The organism is Pseudomonas sp. S37, assembly GCF_016658545.1.
Lineage (GTDB): Bacteria > Pseudomonadota > Gammaproteobacteria > Pseudomonadales > Pseudomonadaceae > Aquipseudomonas.
Map to the genome: position 1 here is coordinate 1 of NZ_JACVZC010000132.1, position 16,107 is coordinate 16,107.

Here is a 16,107-nt window from a genome sequence, read left to right on the forward strand (position 1 = left end):
AACGTAGGAGCGGCTTTAGCCGCGAAGCGCCGCGCGGGCGGCGCTCGATCTGTGCACCACCTCAAATCCCAAGGCATGCACCTGGATGCCCTAACAAGCTTCCTCAGCCCAGCACCCTGAACCCATGCGTCCCATCCCGCTCCAACTGGGCAATCAGGCCGAATTCCCAATCCAGATACCCCTGCATGGCCTCACGTGGGTTATCCGTGCCTTCATATGGCCGGCGATAGCGGTCGGTGCGCGGCACGGCCAGGTGCGTCTCCCCATTCTGCAAATCCTGGCCCGCAGCAATCCAGCGCGCCGTGCCACCCTCCAGCACATACACCGGGGTTTGCGTAAGCGCCTGCAAATCCACCGCCGCAAAACGGGCCAGCAAGCTGCTGCCACAGGTCAACACATAGCGCTCGGCAACCGGCAGTTTTTCCAGCACTTGCGGCAATTGCGCACGAATAGCCCAGTGCGCCCCGGGTATATGCTGTTTCACATAGTTGGCACTGCTGGTGAAATCCAGCACCACCGTGCCTGGCGCCTGCAGCCAGGTCGCCAGTTGCTCGACGCCGATCTCGGTTACCGCCGGCAACGCCGGCTGCGGCGCCTGCCACTCACCGGCTGTGCTGAAGTCTGCCACCGCCAGGCCATCCAGTACCGCCACCTGCCAGCCCAGTTGTGCCAGCCACGACGCACTCATGTTGGCCCGTACGCCATCGTCGTCCACCAGCACGATGCGCGCCCCGCGCACGCTGGCGACATGGTCGGTTTCCTGCACCAGTTGCCCGCCGGGGACGCTGCGGCTGCCTGGCAGGTGGCCTTGGGCAAATTCCTCAGGCGTGCGTACATCGAACACATAGGTGGTGCGGCTGGCATCGGCCTGCCAGGCAGCCAGGCCTTCACGCTCTAGCCGCACCACGCCAGCGCGGTCGGCAACCTGGCGCGCACGCGTTGCGGCATCGGCTTGGGTGCTGCCGGTGACGGCACTGAAACGGTGCGCCTGACCGTGGGCCAGGGTTTGCCCGGCCAGGGTCCAGCCAATGGTGCCGTTGCGCAGGGCCGCCACCGGGTTAGGGATGCCGGCATTGATCAGCGACTGGGTGCCGATGATGCTGCGGGTACGCCCGGCGCAGTTGACGATCACCTGGGTGGCCGGGTCGGGTGCCAGCTCGGCTACCCGCAACACCAGCTCGGCCCCCGGCACACTGATGCCGCCCGGAATACTCATGGTCTGGTACTCGTCGAAGCGGCGCGCATCCAGCACCACCACGTCGGCCTTGGCATCCAGCAGGGCCTGCACCTGCTCGGCGGCCAGCGACGGGGTGTGGCGCACACTTTCGACCAGCTCGCCAAACGCCTTGCTTGGCACGTTGACGTCGCGGAACAGTTCACCACCGGCTGTGCGCCAGCCGGCCAGGCCGCCTTCGAGCAAGGCGACATTGCTGTAGCCCAGGGCCAGCAGGCGCTTGGCTGCCTGGCCTGCCAGGCCTTCGCCGTCGTCATACACGGTGATGGCGGTGTCACGCCGCGGCACGCGGGCGAACACCTCCAGCTCCAGTTTCGACAACGGGATATTGGCGGCAAACAAGGGGTGGTCCTGGGCGAACGGGTCTTCTTCGCGCACATCGATCAGCGCCAGTTCTTCATGGGCCAGCAGGGCCCGGCGAATATCGTGGTAGGAGCGGGTAGCAAAGGTGCTCATGGGGCAGGGTTCTCTTTGGACAGGTCCCAGATGTTGGGCAATAGGCTGTTGGAATAGCCGGAAATGAACGGTTTCTCGGTGCCATCGGGCAGGTACACTGCCCGGCTGACCGCGCCGATGTTGGCGCCGTACACGTGAATGCTGATCGACACCCGGTCGTCAAAAGCATTGCTGACCTGGTGAATATCACCAACGCGCGGCGAAACCGCCTCGACATGGCCAGGCTCGATACGCACTGGTCGGCCCGCTGGCAGCAAGGCGCCTTGCTCGCTACGGGCAAAGCCTTGCGAGTATTCGGCGCCGCGCAGCATGCCGATCAGGCCCCACACCCGGTGGTCGTGGATCGGCGTCTGCTGGCCGGGGCCCCAGACGAAACTGACGATGGAAAAGCGCTGGCGCGAATCGCAGTGCAACAGGTATTGCTGGTAGCGGGCCGGGTCCGGCTGGGCCAGTGCTTCAGGCAGCCAGTCGTCATGCGCGACCAGGCTGCGCAGCAGGCCCTGGCCGTGGTCCAGAAGCGTGGCTTCGTCGGTTTCCTTGTCCAGCAGTTGTGATAGCGCATCGATGAAATGGCGCAAGCGCTCGAAGCGTAGGGGGTGGCTCATGGTTCAGGCTCGGCTGACGGTTTCACTTAACCCTAGCAAACACACTGAATATTCTCATAAGTAAAAATATGCATAAGCTAATATGCATAAAATGCATTTACAGATGTGCCGATCTGTTTTCAAATAGATGCACAACCTACGAGACCGCACGCGCGGATCGGCCTTATGTACCCGACGGTACCTGGAGACGAACGTGCGATACCTCAAGCAACTGGCCGCCGGTGTGCTGGCCAGCACCCTCAGCCTGGCCGCCGCTGCACAAACCCTGGTGGTCGGCGACCAGAGCTTCAATGCCCGTGCCGTGATGGAGGCGGCCGGTGTGCTCGACGACCTGCCGTATACCCTGGAATGGAAGCAGTTCACGGCAGGCTCACCGGTGGCCGAGGCGCTGAACGTGGGTAGCCTGGATATTGGCCTGCTGGGCGATGCCCCACCGTTGTTCCTGGGCGCCTTGGGCGCGCCGATCAAGGTGATCGCGGTCAGCCGGCAGAACCTCGATGGCGTGGCCATTCTGGCGCGCAAGGACTCGAACATTCACAGCCTGGAAGACTTGCGCGGCAAACGTGCGGCGATCTGGAAGGGCTCATGGAGCCAGCAGTTGCTGTTCAGCGCGCTGGACAAGGCCGCCGTGCCGCGTGATGCCCTGGAGTTGCGTTACCTCAGTGCGCTGGACGCCTCGCATGCGCTGGATGGGGGTTCGGTGGACGTGATTGCCACCTGGGAACCTTACGTTACCCAGCAGGAGCGCCAAGGGGCGCGGGTGTTGGCAACTGCCGAAGGGCTGATTCCGGCTCAGAGCTTTGTGGTGGCCAATGCCAAGGCAGTGGAGGCCAAGCGGGCACAGATCAGCGACTTTCTCCAGCGCCTGAAAAAGGCCCGGGACTGGACCCTGAACGACCCGGCGCATACCGAAGCCTATGCCGATGCCTGGGCCAAGCGCACCCGGGCCGACCGCGACATAGCCCGCGCCTGGTTTGCCCGTGCGCGTACCGATGTGGCGCCGTTGGACCCGCAGGTGATCGTGGAGGCGCAGAAGACCGTGGACTTTTTTGCCGGGCTGGGGCTGATCAAGGCTTACCCGGCGGCGAGCCTGTTCGATACCTCGTTCGCGGCGGCGTTCGAGCATTGAGTTTTCCTGTACAGGCCTATTCGCGGGTGAACCCGCTCCTACAAGGAACGTGGAAGCCATTGCGATCGTTGTAGGAGCGGGTTTACCCGCGAAGAGGCCAGCACAGGCACCATCATCCTCGAGGAATTCCCATGACCACCCGCAAGATCAAACTCGGCGCCCTGACCATGGGCTGCGGCGGCCCCGGCCGGCACAACCTGTGGCTCGACCCGGAGCTGCCGGCAGACGCCAGCGTCAACATCGACTGGTACATCGACATCGCCCGCCAGGCCGAGGCAGCGCTGTTCGACCTGATGTTCATCGTCGACAGCCAGTACATCACCCCCGGCTCGCCGTCCCACTACCTTAACCGCCTGGAGCCACTGACCCTGCTCTCGGCACTGGCAGTAACCACCCGCCATATCGGCCTGGTCGGCACCTTGACCACCTCCTACAACGAGCCCTTCAACGTGGCCCGGCGCCTGGCCTCGCTGGACCTGATAAGCAAGGGCCGCGCCGGCTGGAACGTGGTTACCAGTGGTGATGCCGGCACGGCCGGCAACTATGGCCGCGACGAGCACTACGACTACGACACCCGTTATGCCCGTGCCCAGGAGCACGTGGCGGTTGTGCAAGGCCTGTGGCAGTCCTATGAAGACGGCGCGTTCCCGCGCAACCGGGCCACCGGGCAGTTCCTCGACCCCAGCCGCATGCACGCGCTGAACCACAAGGGCGAGCACTTTTCGGTGGTGGGGCCTTTGAACATCCAGCGTTCACCTCAGGGCCAGCCGGTGATCTTCCAGGCCGGCGACTCGGTGCAAGGGCGCGAACTGGGGGCGGCCACGGCGGATGTGATCTTTACCCATGCCGCCAGCATCGGGCAGGGCCAGGCGTTCTACCGTGATGTGAAGGGCCGTGCCGCGCGCTTGGGGCGTGACCCCGAGCAACTGCTGGTGCTACCAGGGGCTGAGATTTACGTCGGTGACACCGATGAACACGCCCGCGAGATCGAACGCCATTATCACCAGCAGGACCACAGCTTCGAACTGGCGCTGAAGGAATTCGGGCGCAACTTCGGCTGGCACGACTTCAGCCAGTACGACCTTGACGCACCGTTCCCCCAGGAAAGCCTGGAGCATGCGCGCAGCAGCTTCTTCACCAACGCCAAGCGCATTGCCGACCAGGCGCGAGAACAGGGCTTCAGCTTGCGCCAGGCGGTGGAGTTCGGCCGCCAGTTGCGGCCGGGTGCCTTTGTCGGCTCGGCAGCGACGGTAGCGGCGAAAATGGCCGAGTGGTTCGAAGCACGGGCGCTGGATGGCTTCAATATCTACATCGGCCACCCAGGGCAGTTCCGCCGCTTTACCGAGCAGGTGGTGCCGTTGCTGCAGGAGCGCGGGGTGTACCGCACCGCCTACGAAGGCACTACCCTGCGGGAAAGCCTGGGCCTGGCGATTCAGTGAATGCTTGAGGCCAGTTCGAAGATCGGCATGTACATGAGGATCACGATCAGGCCAATCAGTAGGCCGATGAACGTCATCAGCAACGGTTCAAACAGTTTGACGAACCATTCCACCCAGCGACCGATTTCCTGGTCGTGGAAGTCGGCGCAGCGCTCCAGCATCTCGCCCAGGTTGCCGGACTGTTCGCCGGCCCGCAGCAGGCGTAGCGACACCGGTGTGACCAGTTGCCCGGCTTCCAGCGCATCGGACAGCGGCAGGCCTTCGCCGACCCGCTGGCTGGCTTGCGCCAGGCCCTGTGCCGCTGCACTGCCGAGCAGGCCACGGGCCATGCCCATGGCGGTAAGGATGGGAATGCCGCCTTGCAGCAGAATACCCAGCGACCGGTAGAAGCGCGCCAGCTCGTACATCATCAGGCGCTGGTGCAGTGCCGGCAGGCGCCGCAACTGGCAGGACGCCCAGTGCCGTACCCGTGGGTGGCGGCGCAGCAGCCACAGCGCCGTGACCCCGCCAACGCTGCCCAGCGCCAATGGCAGTTGCTCGGCATGCAGGAACAGGCCGATCTGCATCAGTACCCGAGACAGCCAGGGTAATTCGGTGCCCATGCCTTCGAACACCTGGCTGAAGCGCGGCACCACATAGCCAAGCAGAAACAGCACCACGCCACCGCCCACCAGCAACAGCAACAACGGGTACACCGACGCACCCACCAGCTTCTGCCGGACCAGGTCCAGGCGCTGGCGGTAGCTGATGTAGCGGGCGAGTGCATCACCCAGCGCCCCGGTGCGTTCACTGGACTGCACCAGCGCTACGTACAGCGGCGGGAAAACCCGCGGTTGCTGGCCCAGGGCCTGGGACAGCGAGCGGCCTTCGTACAGCTGGCGGACCAGCTCGGCCAGCACCTTGCGCGTTGCTGGCGCAGGGGCTTTCTCTGCCAGGCTTTCCAGCGCGTCGATCAGGGGCAGGCCGGCATTGAGCAAGGTCGACAGCTCCTGGCTGAACAACACCAGGTCGAACGCCGCCTCGCGGCGCCAGGCCATACCGCGCAAGGCGCCGCCGCTGCCGCGCAGGCTGAGCACGCGCAGGCCCTGGTCTTCGGCCTGGCGGCGCGCCTGCTCGGCGTCCTCGGCGTCGATCTGCATTTGCACCACACCCTGCCTACCCAGGGCCTTGAGGCTGTAGCGCATGGCCGCTCTCCTTACTGCCAGCTGGTGATTTCGGCGTTTTCGCCATCGCCGCCGGGCTGGCCGTCCTTGCCCATCGACAGCAGGTCGTATTCGCCGCCGTTCTCGCCAGGCTGCCGGTAGATGTACGGGCGGCCCCACGGGTCTTGCGGCACGGCCTTCTGCAGATACGGCCCGGTCCAGCGAGCTTCGCCGCTGGGGGCGATCACCAAAGCCTGCAGGCCTTGTTCACTGTTGGGATAGTGGCCGACCTCCAGGCGGTACAGGTCCAGGGCCTTGCTCAGCCCCTCGATCTGCGCCCGCGCCACCTTGGCCTCGGAGCGGCCCAGCTGGCTGAAGTACTTGGGCGCGACGATACCGGCCAGCAGGCCGAGCACCACCAGTACCACCAGAAGCTCGAGCAGGGTGAAGCCACGTTGCGGGTTGGTTCTGCGCTGCATGGTGAAGCCCTCCAGTGCATGGGGACACGCGTTGCCATGCACCATGCAACAGCCGTGCACGTCTGCCTCGGGCCCTTGCGCCATGCGGCACAGGAAGCGGCACAGTGCTTGCGTCGTGGTCATGGTCCTCGGGTTTTCCGGGGCATTTCCCCCACATCGGGGGCCACGACGAAGAGGCGACCGACATGCGTGGACTCATCCTTGGTTTGCTCTGGCTGGCGGCAAGTATTGCCCAGGCCGATGTGTACATCTCGATCGATGCCAAGGGTGGCTACGTACTGACCAACGTTCATCGACCCGGGCGGCATTATCAGAAAGTGATCAACGAACCGCTGGCCCAGGGCGGGCCGGTCAATGCGCAGATGATCACTGGCCGGCCGTACGCCGAAGTGGTTGCCACGGCAGCACGAATCCACAATGTGCCACCGGCGCTGTTGCATGCGCTGATCAAGGCCGAGTCTGGCTACAACCCCAAGGCCCGCTCCCGGGCGGGGGCGGTGGGGTTGATGCAATTGATGCCGGATACCGCCCGCGAAATGGGCGTGGAAGACCGCCTCGACCCAGAAGACAATGTGCAGGGCGGGGCACGCTACATCAAACAGATGCTTACCCTGTTCGACAATGACATCACCCTGGCCGTAGCCGCCTACAACGCCGGCCCGGACGCCGTGCTGCGGCGTGGCGCGGTACCGCCATTTGCCGAGACCCGGCGCTATGTGCCCACGGTGCTGCGCGAGTACCGCAAGCTGCAGGGATTGGCGGATGATTCGCCGCTGTGATGCTGCTGTGGAGTCTAACCCTTTCTGGGGCAAGTCGAGCCCCCTGTGGGAGCGGGTTAACCCGCGAAGAAACCGGCGCGATGCAGGGCACCGGCTGCGCCGGTGTTCGCGGGTGAACCCGCTCCCACAGGGATGGGGAGTCTTTGAGTTTTGGAAGGGCGCAAAGTAGCCGAAAGAATACCCTTCGGCGGATGCCATCAATTTAGCACTATGGTTTCCCCATCTCTGGGCTATAACCTTCTGAAGGTGCCCAGCTGTGGAGTCCGCCATGGACCTCGCCCCTCGTTCCGACGCTATTGACGTGCCTGCCGGTAGCGAGCTGGCCGCTCCGCGCAAGCCGTTCAACCTGCTGCGCTGGTATGCCTGGGTCAGCCTGGCCATCATCCTTTCGGTGGCCGCCGGGCTGGGGCTGATTTCCAGCCGCTTCATCATCGACGAAAGCGTCGAGCGCGATGCCTTGCTTACGGCGCAGTTCATCACTTCGATTGCTGACGCCGAAGTGCGCCATGTTTCGATCCCCAATGTGCGTACCATGGGCGAACTGCTCGACCCGCGTACCGACCGCGCGAACCTGCCCGATGTCGACCCGGATGCCAGGCGCAAGGCACGGGGCGAATTCCTCGACCATATCGCCCACTTGCCCGACATGCTGCTGGCCAACATCTATGCCCCGGACCGCACCGTGATCTGGTCCAGCAACCCGGCGCTGATCGGCAAACTGATCGAGGGCGACGACGACCTGGACCGGGCGTTCGAGTACAAGATGCGGGTCTCGGCCAGCTACCATAACTTCGAACAGGCCCGCGCCGAACAGAAGTTCATCACGCCGCCCGAGCAGCTGTTCATCGAAAACTACATACCGCTGTTCGACGCCGAGGGTGAGCACGTCACGGCCATGGTCGAGATCTACAAAGAACCCCATGACCTGATCGTGCGTATCGAACATGGGTTGATCCTGATCTGGCTGGCAATCACCGTCGGCGCTGCGCTGGTGTATGTCGGCCTGTACGGCATCATGCACCGCGCCGCACGGTTGCTGAAGGTACAGCAGAAGCGCCTGATCAACAGCGAAACCTACGTGGCACTGGGTGAAGTGTCATCGGCGGTGGCCCACAGCTTGCGCAACCCGCTGGCCAGTATCCGCTCCAGTGCAGAGCTGGCCCAGGCGTTCGATGAAGGCCCGGCACAACGCCAGGTCAACGACATCATCAGCCAGGTCGACCGCATGTCGCTGTGGATCCGCCAGATGCTGCAGTCGCTGCGCCCGCTGAACGATGAAGCCGTAGCGGTGGACGTGCCCCAGGCATTGCAGGAATGCCTGCAGACCTACGCAGTGCCACTGGCACGCGGCGGGGTAACCCTCGACCTGCAACCGTTACCGGCTGTGCAGGTACTGGGGCATCCGGCGTTACTGCGCCAGGTGTTCAGCAGCCTGATCGCCAACGCCCTGGAGTCGATGGAGCAGGGTGGCCGGCTGCGTGTCGAGGTGGTGCGCCACAATCGGCGCTGCTTCACCCTGCGCCTGTCGGATAACGGCAAGGGGATGAACGAAGAGCAGCAGCGGATGGCCTTCAGGCCGTTCTTCACTACCAAGCAAGGCGGGCTCGGCGTGGGGCTGGTGCTGGTGAAACGTATCATGGAGCGCTTCGGTGGCACGGTCCGGCTCAGTAGCAGCGAAGGCCACGGCACGCGGGTCTCGTTAACGTTCCGCCTGGCTGGATCTTCATCGCTGTGATTAAGAGTGGGCCGTAACTTGTTGATATATATAGATTTGCATCATGTTGGGTGGGAATTACCCAAATGTGGGGCAGTTTCCTCAAGGTATTTTTAAAAGAATGCGATAACGCACTGAAAAACAATGGATTGTTAATTCATGTATTTGAGTGGCTAAGTTTTTGCAGTGTGATCTGTGGAGCGCAATACGCGACAAATGGCAGCTGCGGCTGCCCAGGTGGATTGCTGTCAACTGCCGCTTGCGGTTGGCCTTGATGCAGTTCTGAACGGACGCCCTGCGCGGGAACCACGCGATGCAGATGCTGGAAAACGAAGTGCCCGACAAGGCCAGCGCGACCGCCAGCGGTCTTGCCGTTCCATTGCGTGAATTCAACCTGCTGCGCTGGTTTTCGGTCATCAGCCTGTTGATCATTGCCTCGGTAGCCGGTGGGCTGGGTTACGTGTCGACCCGTTTCGTGGTGCGCGACAGCGTGCAGCGCGATGCCATGCTCACCGCACAGTTCATCCAGGCCATGGCCCAGGCCGAGGTGCGCCACTCGCAATTGCCGCCGGGCACCACCATGGGTGAGCTGCTCGATCCGCGCCTGGACCTGCAGCACCTGCAGTTCACCCCGCAACTGGCCGAATCGACCCGGGTGGAATTCCTCGACCATGTCGAGCACCTGCCGGACACCTTGCTGGCCAACGTCTATGCCCGCGACCGCAGCATTATCTGGTCCACCAACCCGCAATTGATCGGCAAGCGTATCGAAGCCGATGGCGACCTGGACCGCGCCTTCCGTTCACGCAAGGCTGTATCGGCCAGCTATCACAAGGCCGAGGATGACCGCGAAGAGCAGAAATTCCTGCGTGAACCCACCTACCTGTTCATCGAGAACTACATCCCGCTGTTCGACAGCCAGGGCGAGCAGGTGCTGGCCATGGTGGAAATCTACAAAGAACCACAGGACCTGATCCGTCGCATTCAGCGTGGCTATGTGCTGATCTGGGCTTCGACCCTGGTCGGCGGTGCGCTGATCTACTTTGGCTTGTTCTGGATCGTGCGCCGGGCGGCGCACATGCTGCGCCTGCAGCAGGACAGGCTGGTGGCCAGCGAAACCTACGTGGCGCTGGGCGAGATGTCCTCGGCGGTCGCCCACAGCCTGCGCAACCCGCTGGCCAACATCCGCTCCAGCGCCGAACTGGCCCAGGAAATCGCCAACCCCGCCGCGCAGAAGAACATCACCGACATCATCAGCCAGGTCGACCGCATGTCACGCTGGGTGCGCGACCTGCTGGTGTCGTTGCGCCCGGTCAGCGACGAGCCCGAGGCAGTGGACCTGGTGGCAGCCATCGAGGACACCCACCTGGCCTTTACCCAGCAGCTTGAACGCAATGGCGTGCGCTTTCATTTCGAAGGGCCTGACATGCAGTGGGTGGCCAGCCAGCCGTTGCAGCTTACGCAGATTCTGAACAGCCTGTTTTCCAATGCCCTGGAGGCCATGCCTTCGGGCGGCACGCTCAATGCCCAGGTTATTGTGCAAGAGGGCCTGCGTGCCGAGTTCGTGCTTACCGACACCGGCAAGGGCATGAGCCAACAGCAGGAACGGATGGTGTTCAAGCCGTTCTTCACGACCAAGCAGGGTGGCCTCGGTGTAGGCCTGGCCCTGGTCAAACGCATCATGGAACGTTTTGGCGGCTCGGTCAGCCTGAGCAGCCGCGAAGAGGAAGGAACCCGCGTCAGCCTTACATTCAATATCGCAGCGGGAGGGGACCATGGAGCACAGCATCCTGGTAGTCGAGGATGATGAAATCCTTGCCGACAACATTCGTACCTACCTCAGCCTCAAGGGCTACGAGGTCACCGTGTGCCACAGCGCGGAACTGGCGCTGGAGCAGATCAAGCGGGCCCAGCCCGATGCGGTGCTGACCGACAACTCGCTGCCGGGCATGAGCGGGCACGACCTGCTGCGCACCCTGGTGGCGCAGGCGCCGGAGCTGAAAGTGATCATGATGACCGGCTACGGCAACGTCGAAGATGCCGTGCAGGCGATGAAGGAGGGCGCCTTCCATTACCTGACCAAACCGGTAGTGCTGGCCGAGCTCAAGCTGACCCTGGACAAGGCCCTGGCGGCAGAGCGCATGGAGCGTACGCTGTCGTTCTACCAGGAGCGCGAGGCGCAGAAGTCCGGGTTGCAGGCGCTGATCGGCGAGTCGCCGGCGATGCTCACCCTCAAGCACACCTTGCGCCAGGTGCTCGATGCCGAGCGGCGCATGGCCAGTGACGACCTGCCACCGGTGCTGGTAGAAGGCGAAACCGGTACTGGCAAGGAGTTGGTGGCGCGTGCCCTGCATTTTGACGGCTCGCGCAGCAAAGGGCCGTTTATCGAGTTCAACTGCGCCTCGATCCCGGCCAACCTGCTGGAAGCCGAACTGTTTGGTCACGAAAAGGGTGCCTTTACCGATGCCAAGGAGCGCCGGGTGGGCCTGGTGGAGGCTGCCGATGGGGGCACGCTGTTTCTTGACGAGATCGGCGAGATGGACCTGGTGCTGCAGGCCAAGCTGCTCAAACTGCTGGAAGACCGCAGCATCCGCCGCATAGGAGCAGTGAAGGAGCGCAAGGTCGACCTGCGGGTGATCAGTGCCACCAACTGCAACCTGGAACAGATGGTGCAGCAGGGCAAGTTCCGCCGCGACCTGTTCTTCCGCCTGCGCATCATTGCGCTGAAGGTGCCGCGCCTGTATGCGCGCGGGCAGGACGTGTTGCTGCTGGCGCGGCACTTCCTGGCCCACCATGGCCGGCGTTATGGCAAGCCGAACCTGCGTTTTTCTGCCGAGGCGGAAAGCCTGATGCTCGGTTACAGCTGGCCCGGCAATGTGCGCGAACTGCGTAACATGCTGGAGCAGACGGTCTTGCTGGCACCGAACGAGGTGGTGCAGGCGCACCAGTTGAACCTGTGTTTGACCTTGGTAGATGAGCCGCTGGTGGCTCAGCCGACCGCGACCGTGTATGAAATGCCGCGGCATGAACCGGAGCCAGGCACCAGCCTGCCGGACATGGAGCGCGACCTGGTGTGCAAGACCCTGGACCGTACGGATTGGAATGTAACCAAGTCGGCGCGCATGCTCGGGTTGTCGCGGGACATGCTGCGGTACCGCATCGAGAAGCTGGGGCTGACGCGGCCTGACAAACGACAGTGGTGATTGTCGGTCACCCCTTTTGAATGGAGCGGATAACCCGCCCCCACAGAACTGCACATAACTCATTGAATTAGCAGGAACACTGTGGGAGCGGCTTCAGCCGCGAACACCGGCGCAGCCGGTGCCATACACTGTGTTGGGTTCTTCGCGGCTAAAGCCGCTCCCACAGGCAATGCATCATTTTGCAGGTTCAACGGTGTGGTCAGGGGTTGCCGGTGCTCGTGCCGCTATCACCTTGCCGCCCAACCCCCTCCGAACCGCTGCCATCCATCCCCGGCAGGTCACGGTCGTCATTCTGCTCCGCTGGCGGGCTGTCCGGGTCGTTGCCCTTCAGGCGCGGGTCGGTGTCGCGTGGCATGGGTTTCTCGATCGGGTTCAGGGTGCTGTCCGCGCCGGGCTGCGGCGCGCTACTGTGCGGGTCGTCGGGGTAGGTGGGGCCGGTGCCAGCGGCCAGTGCCAGCGGTGAGGCGAGCAGGGCAATCAACAGGATGCTTGAGCGGGTCATGGCAGTCTCCATTGCGTCGGGTAGGGCTCATACTTCCCTTCGGCCCCACCCGAAACGTCAAGGTGCCATCACCCCGATCAACGGTCACACCACCATCGACAGCAACATGATGAAGATTATGCCGACCACCGAAAGAATGGTCTCCATCATGCTCCAGGTCTTGAAGGTTTCTGCCACGGTCATGTTGAAGTACTGCTTCACCAGCCAGAAGCCGGCATCGTTCACGTGCGACAGGATCAGCGAGCCGGCACCGGTGGCCAGCACCAGCAGCTCACGGTTCACCCCTGGCACCAGGTCGATCACCGGTGCAACGATGCCCGCGCCGGTAATGGTCGCGACCGTGGCCGAGCCGGTGGCGATGCGGATCACTGCGGCTACCAGCCACGCCAGCATGATCGGCGAAATTTCGGCCTGCACGGCCATCTGCCCGATCACGTTGCCCACGCCAGTGTCCACCAGCATCTGCTTGAAACCACCGCCAGCACCGACGATCAGTACGATGGCGGCGGTCGGCGCCAGGCTCTGGTCGAGCATTTTCATGATCTGCTGGCGGTTGAAGCCACGGGCCGAGCCAAAGGTATAGAAGGCCAGCAGCAGGGCAGCGAGCAGGGCAGTGATCGGGTGGCCGATCAGGTCCATCCACTGGCGCACGATGTGCTCGGCGGGCAGCACCACGTCGGCGAAGGTTTTCAGCAGCATCAATGCCACCGGCAGCAGCACGGTGATCAGGGTGATGCTGAAGCTCGGCAAGTTGCCCTGGTCGGACTCCTTGGCGATCTGGTCCATCAACTCCTGCGAGGGGTTGCCCGGGATGTAGCGGGAAATGAAGTTACCGAACAGCGGGCCGGCGATGATCGCGGTTGGCAGCGCCACGATCAGGCCATAGAAGATGGTCTTGCCAATGTCGGCGTGGAAAATGCCAATCGCCAGCAACGGGCCCGGGTGTGGCGGCACCAGGCCGTGCACCACAGACAGGCCCGCCAGCAGCGGAATACCGATTTTCACCAGCGATACCCCGGAGCGCCGGGCGACGATGAACACCAGCGGAATCAGCAGCACGAAGCCGATTTCGAAGAACAGCGGAATGCCCACCAGGAAAGCGGCGAACATCATCGCCCAATGCACGTTCTTCTTGCCGAACGCACGGATCAGGGTTTGTGCGATCTGGTCGGCACCGCCAGAGTCGGCCATCAGCTTGCCGAGCATGGTGCCCAAGGCGAGCACGATACCGACAAAGCCGAGCACGCCGCCAAAGCCGTCCTGGAACGATTTCATGACTTTGGCTACCGGCATGCCGGAGGTCAGGCCGAGGAAACCGGCCGCAAGGGTGAGGGCGACGAAAGGGTGAACCTTGAAATGGGTGATCAGCAGGATCAGCCCGACGATGGTAACCAGCGCGTCGAGCAGCAGGAAGGTATCAGTAGCCAGTCCGAACATGGTTTTAAGGCCTCGGTCTTATCGTTGTTTTGGGCGGAGCTTTTTGGAACTTTGCCCGCGTTGGCGGGTCGGGGTAGCGCTGTCTTTGGTGAACCGGAAAACCGCCGAGGTCAGGCGGTTTGCGCCAGGCCCTGCTCACCGTAGTGCTTTAGCCAGCGGTCCACCGCTGCAGCCAAGGCGTCGATGGGCTGGGTTGCGTCCAGCGCCAGGGTCAGTGGTTCGCCGCGTGGCGACTCCAAGGCTGCGAACTGGCTGTCGATCAGGCTGGCCGGCATGAAGTGCCCCGGGCGGGCCAGTACGCGCTTTTCGGCCTCGGCAGGGGTCAGTTCGAGGAACACGAATACCAGCCCGGGCATGGCCTCGCGCAGGGTATCGCGGTAGCGGCGCTTGAGTGCCGAGCAGGTCAGGATCGGGCGCTCGCCAGCCTGGCTGATGGTTTGCAGTTCTTCGCCCAGGCGCACCAGCCAACCGGCACGGTCGCTGTCGTCCAGGGGAATGCCAGCGCTCATCTTGCGGATGTTTTCGGCAGGGTGGAAAGCGTCGCCTTCGATCAGGCGGCCGCCGCTTGTGGCAGCAATGGCGGCGCCGATGCAGCTTTTGCCGCAACCGGCCACGCCCATCACCACGATGGCGGACAGGGGAGAATTCATCAGTACCTCCTGCGGGGTGAGATAGCGCTGTCTCGTCGCCGACGAACAGCCACCTCCCCGGTGTTATTGGTCTTGTCCTTACGCAGTATGGACGCCTGGTGGCGAGCGCGTGGTGGCTGCTACCAAAGATTACATTGCCTGCGTCCTGAGACAGCGCTACCTTAGTGGCCGTTCCCTCTCCTTGCAAGTAGTAAAATTACAACATCCATGTCCCGCACCGGCTCCCGTACTACAGGTCGTCCCACCCTGGCTGAAGTCGCCAGGCTTTCCGGGGTTTCCCCGATTACCGCTTCGCGCGCCTTGCGCGGGGTCAGCACGGTTGCGCCGGAGCTGGTGGAAAAGGTCATCGCCGCTGCGGCGAACCTGGGCTATGTGGCCAACCCGGCGGCCCGTGCGCTGGCTTCGGCACGCAGCCAGTCGGTGGTGGTGTTGATCCCGTCGCTGTCCAACCAGCTGTTCATCGACACTCTGGAAGCCATCCACGAGGTCATGCGCCCGCGTGGGCTCGAAGTGCTGATCGGCAACTACCACTACGACCTTGCCGAAGAAGAGAACCTGATCCGCAACTACCTGGCCTACCAGCCCTGCGGCATGTTGCTGACCGGTTTCGAGCGCAGCGACGCGGCGCGGCAAATGCTGGCCGCCAGCGGCGTGCCGTGTGTGCACATGATGGAGCTCAACGGCGAGCCTGGGGCGTTGTCGGTCGGCTTCTCGCAGCAGCAGGCCGGTCGCGCCGCCGCCCGACACCTGATCGAGCGTGGTCGCAAGCGCCTGGCGTTCATTGCTGCGCAGCTCGACCCGCGGGTAATGCAGCGTGCCGAGGGCTTCCGCCAGGCGTTGGCCGAGGCCGGTATGCAGGCCACCGAGCTGGAGGTACTGGCGCCGGAGCCTTCGTCGATTGCCTTGGGCAGCATGCTGTTCAGTCAGCTGATGGCGCAGGCGCCGGATGTGGATGGCATCTTCTTCTGTAATGACGACCTGGCCCAGGGCGCGGTGCTGCAGGCGTTGCGCCAAGGGGTTGAAGTACCCCGGCAGGTGGCGATGGTCGGCTTCAACGACCTGCCGGCCTCGGCGCACATGGTGCCCCGGCTGACCTCTATCCGCACGCCACGAGCCGCCGTTGGGCGGGGTGCTGCACAGGCATTGCTGGCGTTGCTGGATGGCAAGCGGGTGGCCAATGCGCAGCAGGACCTGGGCTTCGAGTTGATGGTGCGGGAGAGCTCTTGAGTTCGTCTTGAGTGGTGTGGGGGGTGAGGTCGAGCGCCGCCGGGTGTTCGCCGATGTGTTTTCAGCGCCTGTGAGATCGAGCGCCGCCCGCGCGGCGCTTCGCGGCTAAAG

14 protein-coding genes are annotated in these 16,107 nt (G+C 63.5%); 7 read left to right on the forward strand and 7 right to left on the reverse strand.

Features of this window, described 5'->3' with window-relative positions:
* Positions 1-103 precede the first annotated feature (103 nt).
* Together IAE39_RS25720 and IAE39_RS25725 are read right to left on the reverse strand one after the other, a co-directional pair.
* Positions 104-1,690 carry a rhodanese-related sulfurtransferase gene (locus IAE39_RS25720; protein ID WP_201207310.1) on the reverse strand — a complete coding sequence of 529 codons (1,587 nt, stop codon included), beginning with the start codon at positions 1,688-1,690 and terminating at the stop codon, positions 104-106.
* Positions 1,687-2,295: a cysteine dioxygenase gene (locus IAE39_RS25725; protein WP_201207311.1), complete on the reverse strand. Its 609-nt coding sequence runs from the start codon at positions 2,293-2,295 to the stop codon at positions 1,687-1,689. The genes IAE39_RS25720 and IAE39_RS25725 overlap by 4 nt, the downstream gene beginning before the upstream one ends.
* A 193-nt stretch (positions 2,296-2,488) precedes the next feature.
* Between IAE39_RS25725 and IAE39_RS25730 the strand changes: the two genes are divergently transcribed.
* Both IAE39_RS25730 and IAE39_RS25735 read left to right on the forward strand, forming a co-directional pair.
* Positions 2,489-3,424 carry an ABC transporter substrate-binding protein gene (locus tag IAE39_RS25730; protein WP_201207312.1) on the forward strand — a complete coding sequence of 312 codons (936 nt, stop codon included), beginning with the start codon at positions 2,489-2,491 and terminating at the stop codon, positions 3,422-3,424.
* A gap of 131 nt (positions 3,425-3,555) precedes the next feature.
* Positions 3,556-4,863, forward strand: a complete 1,308-nt coding sequence (locus IAE39_RS25735) for an LLM class flavin-dependent oxidoreductase (protein WP_201207313.1) — start codon at positions 3,556-3,558, stop codon at positions 4,861-4,863.
* Here IAE39_RS25735 and IAE39_RS25740 read toward each other — a convergent pair.
* Together IAE39_RS25740 and gspG are read right to left on the reverse strand one after the other, a co-directional pair.
* Positions 4,857-6,047 carry a type II secretion system F family protein gene (locus IAE39_RS25740; RefSeq protein WP_201207314.1) on the reverse strand — a complete coding sequence of 397 codons (1,191 nt, stop codon included), beginning with the start codon at positions 6,045-6,047 and terminating at the stop codon, positions 4,857-4,859. The genes IAE39_RS25735 and IAE39_RS25740 overlap by 7 nt on opposite strands.
* An 11-nt stretch (positions 6,048-6,058) precedes the next feature.
* Positions 6,059-6,484 carry a type II secretion system major pseudopilin GspG gene (gspG, locus tag IAE39_RS25745; RefSeq protein ID WP_028613001.1) on the reverse strand — a complete coding sequence of 142 codons (426 nt, stop codon included), beginning with the start codon at positions 6,482-6,484 and terminating at the stop codon, positions 6,059-6,061.
* Positions 6,485-6,669: 185 nt separating this feature from the next.
* Here gspG and IAE39_RS25750 point away from each other — a divergent pair, with 185 nt between their 5' ends.
* From IAE39_RS25750 to IAE39_RS25765, 4 genes are all read left to right on the forward strand, one after another.
* Positions 6,670-7,263: a lytic transglycosylase domain-containing protein gene (locus IAE39_RS25750; RefSeq protein WP_201207315.1), complete on the forward strand. Its 594-nt coding sequence runs from the start codon at positions 6,670-6,672 to the stop codon at positions 7,261-7,263.
* Between the two features lie 268 nt (positions 7,264-7,531).
* Entirely contained in the window at positions 7,532-8,998 is a 1,467-nt protein-coding gene (locus IAE39_RS25755) for a sensor histidine kinase (RefSeq protein ID WP_201207316.1), read from the forward strand.
* A 292-nt stretch (positions 8,999-9,290) separates the two neighbouring features.
* A complete protein-coding gene (locus tag IAE39_RS25760) occupies positions 9,291-10,784 on the forward strand; it encodes a sensor histidine kinase (RefSeq protein ID WP_201207317.1) in 1,494 nt (497 codons plus the stop codon).
* Positions 10,753-12,180 carry a sigma-54-dependent transcriptional regulator gene (locus tag IAE39_RS25765; RefSeq protein ID WP_201207318.1) on the forward strand — a complete coding sequence of 476 codons (1,428 nt, stop codon included), beginning with the start codon at positions 10,753-10,755 and terminating at the stop codon, positions 12,178-12,180. Before IAE39_RS25760 ends, IAE39_RS25765 begins: the two co-directional genes overlap by 32 nt.
* Positions 12,181-12,379: 199 nt before the next feature.
* Here the strand turns inward: IAE39_RS25765 and IAE39_RS25770 are convergent, their stop codons facing one another.
* The 3 genes from IAE39_RS25770 to IAE39_RS25780 form a co-directional block, all read right to left on the reverse strand.
* Positions 12,380-12,682 (reverse strand): hypothetical protein, encoded by a 303-nt coding sequence (locus IAE39_RS25770; RefSeq protein WP_201207319.1) that lies wholly within the window; start codon positions 12,680-12,682, stop codon positions 12,380-12,382.
* Between the two features lie 84 nt (positions 12,683-12,766).
* Positions 12,767-14,119, reverse strand: a complete 1,353-nt coding sequence (locus IAE39_RS25775; RefSeq protein ID WP_201207320.1) for a GntP family permease — start codon at positions 14,117-14,119, stop codon at positions 12,767-12,769.
* A gap of 110 nt (positions 14,120-14,229) precedes the next feature.
* Entirely contained in the window at positions 14,230-14,769 is a 540-nt protein-coding gene (locus IAE39_RS25780) for a gluconokinase (protein WP_201207321.1), read from the reverse strand.
* Positions 14,770-14,976: 207 nt separating this feature from the next.
* Here IAE39_RS25780 and IAE39_RS25785 point away from each other — a divergent pair, with 207 nt between their 5' ends.
* Positions 14,977-15,996: a LacI family DNA-binding transcriptional regulator gene (locus tag IAE39_RS25785; RefSeq protein WP_201207322.1), complete on the forward strand. Its 1,020-nt coding sequence runs from the start codon at positions 14,977-14,979 to the stop codon at positions 15,994-15,996.
* The last annotated feature ends 111 nt before the right edge of the window (positions 15,997-16,107 follow it).

Excerpts from the sequence above, each read along its gene's own strand:
- gspG (WP_028613001.1), bottom strand. The coding sequence starts at position 6,484 with ATGCAGCGCAGAACCAACCCGCAACGTGGCTTCACCCTGCTCGAGCTT.
- IAE39_RS25740 (WP_201207314.1), bottom strand. The coding sequence starts at position 6,047 with ATGCGCTACAGCCTCAAGGCCCTGGGTAGGCAGGGTGTGGTGCAAATG.
- IAE39_RS25755 (WP_201207316.1), top strand. The coding sequence starts at position 7,532 with ATGGACCTCGCCCCTCGTTCCGACGCTATTGACGTGCCTGCCGGTAGC.
- IAE39_RS25770 (WP_201207319.1), bottom strand. The coding sequence starts at position 12,682 with ATGACCCGCTCAAGCATCCTGTTGATTGCCCTGCTCGCCTCACCGCTG.
- IAE39_RS25760 (WP_201207317.1), top strand. The coding sequence starts at position 9,291 with ATGCAGATGCTGGAAAACGAAGTGCCCGACAAGGCCAGCGCGACCGCC.
- IAE39_RS25765 (WP_201207318.1), top strand. The coding sequence starts at position 10,753 with ATGGAGCACAGCATCCTGGTAGTCGAGGATGATGAAATCCTTGCCGAC.
- IAE39_RS25735 (WP_201207313.1), top strand. The coding sequence starts at position 3,556 with ATGACCACCCGCAAGATCAAACTCGGCGCCCTGACCATGGGCTGCGGC.
- IAE39_RS25720 (WP_201207310.1), bottom strand. The coding sequence starts at position 1,690 with ATGAGCACCTTTGCTACCCGCTCCTACCACGATATTCGCCGGGCCCTG.
- IAE39_RS25725 (WP_201207311.1), bottom strand. The coding sequence starts at position 2,295 with ATGAGCCACCCCCTACGCTTCGAGCGCTTGCGCCATTTCATCGATGCG.
- IAE39_RS25780 (WP_201207321.1), bottom strand. The coding sequence starts at position 14,769 with ATGAATTCTCCCCTGTCCGCCATCGTGGTGATGGGCGTGGCCGGTTGC.
- IAE39_RS25785 (WP_201207322.1), top strand. The coding sequence starts at position 14,977 with ATGTCCCGCACCGGCTCCCGTACTACAGGTCGTCCCACCCTGGCTGAA.
- IAE39_RS25775 (WP_201207320.1), bottom strand. The coding sequence starts at position 14,119 with ATGTTCGGACTGGCTACTGATACCTTCCTGCTGCTCGACGCGCTGGTT.
- IAE39_RS25750 (WP_201207315.1), top strand. The coding sequence starts at position 6,670 with ATGCGTGGACTCATCCTTGGTTTGCTCTGGCTGGCGGCAAGTATTGCC.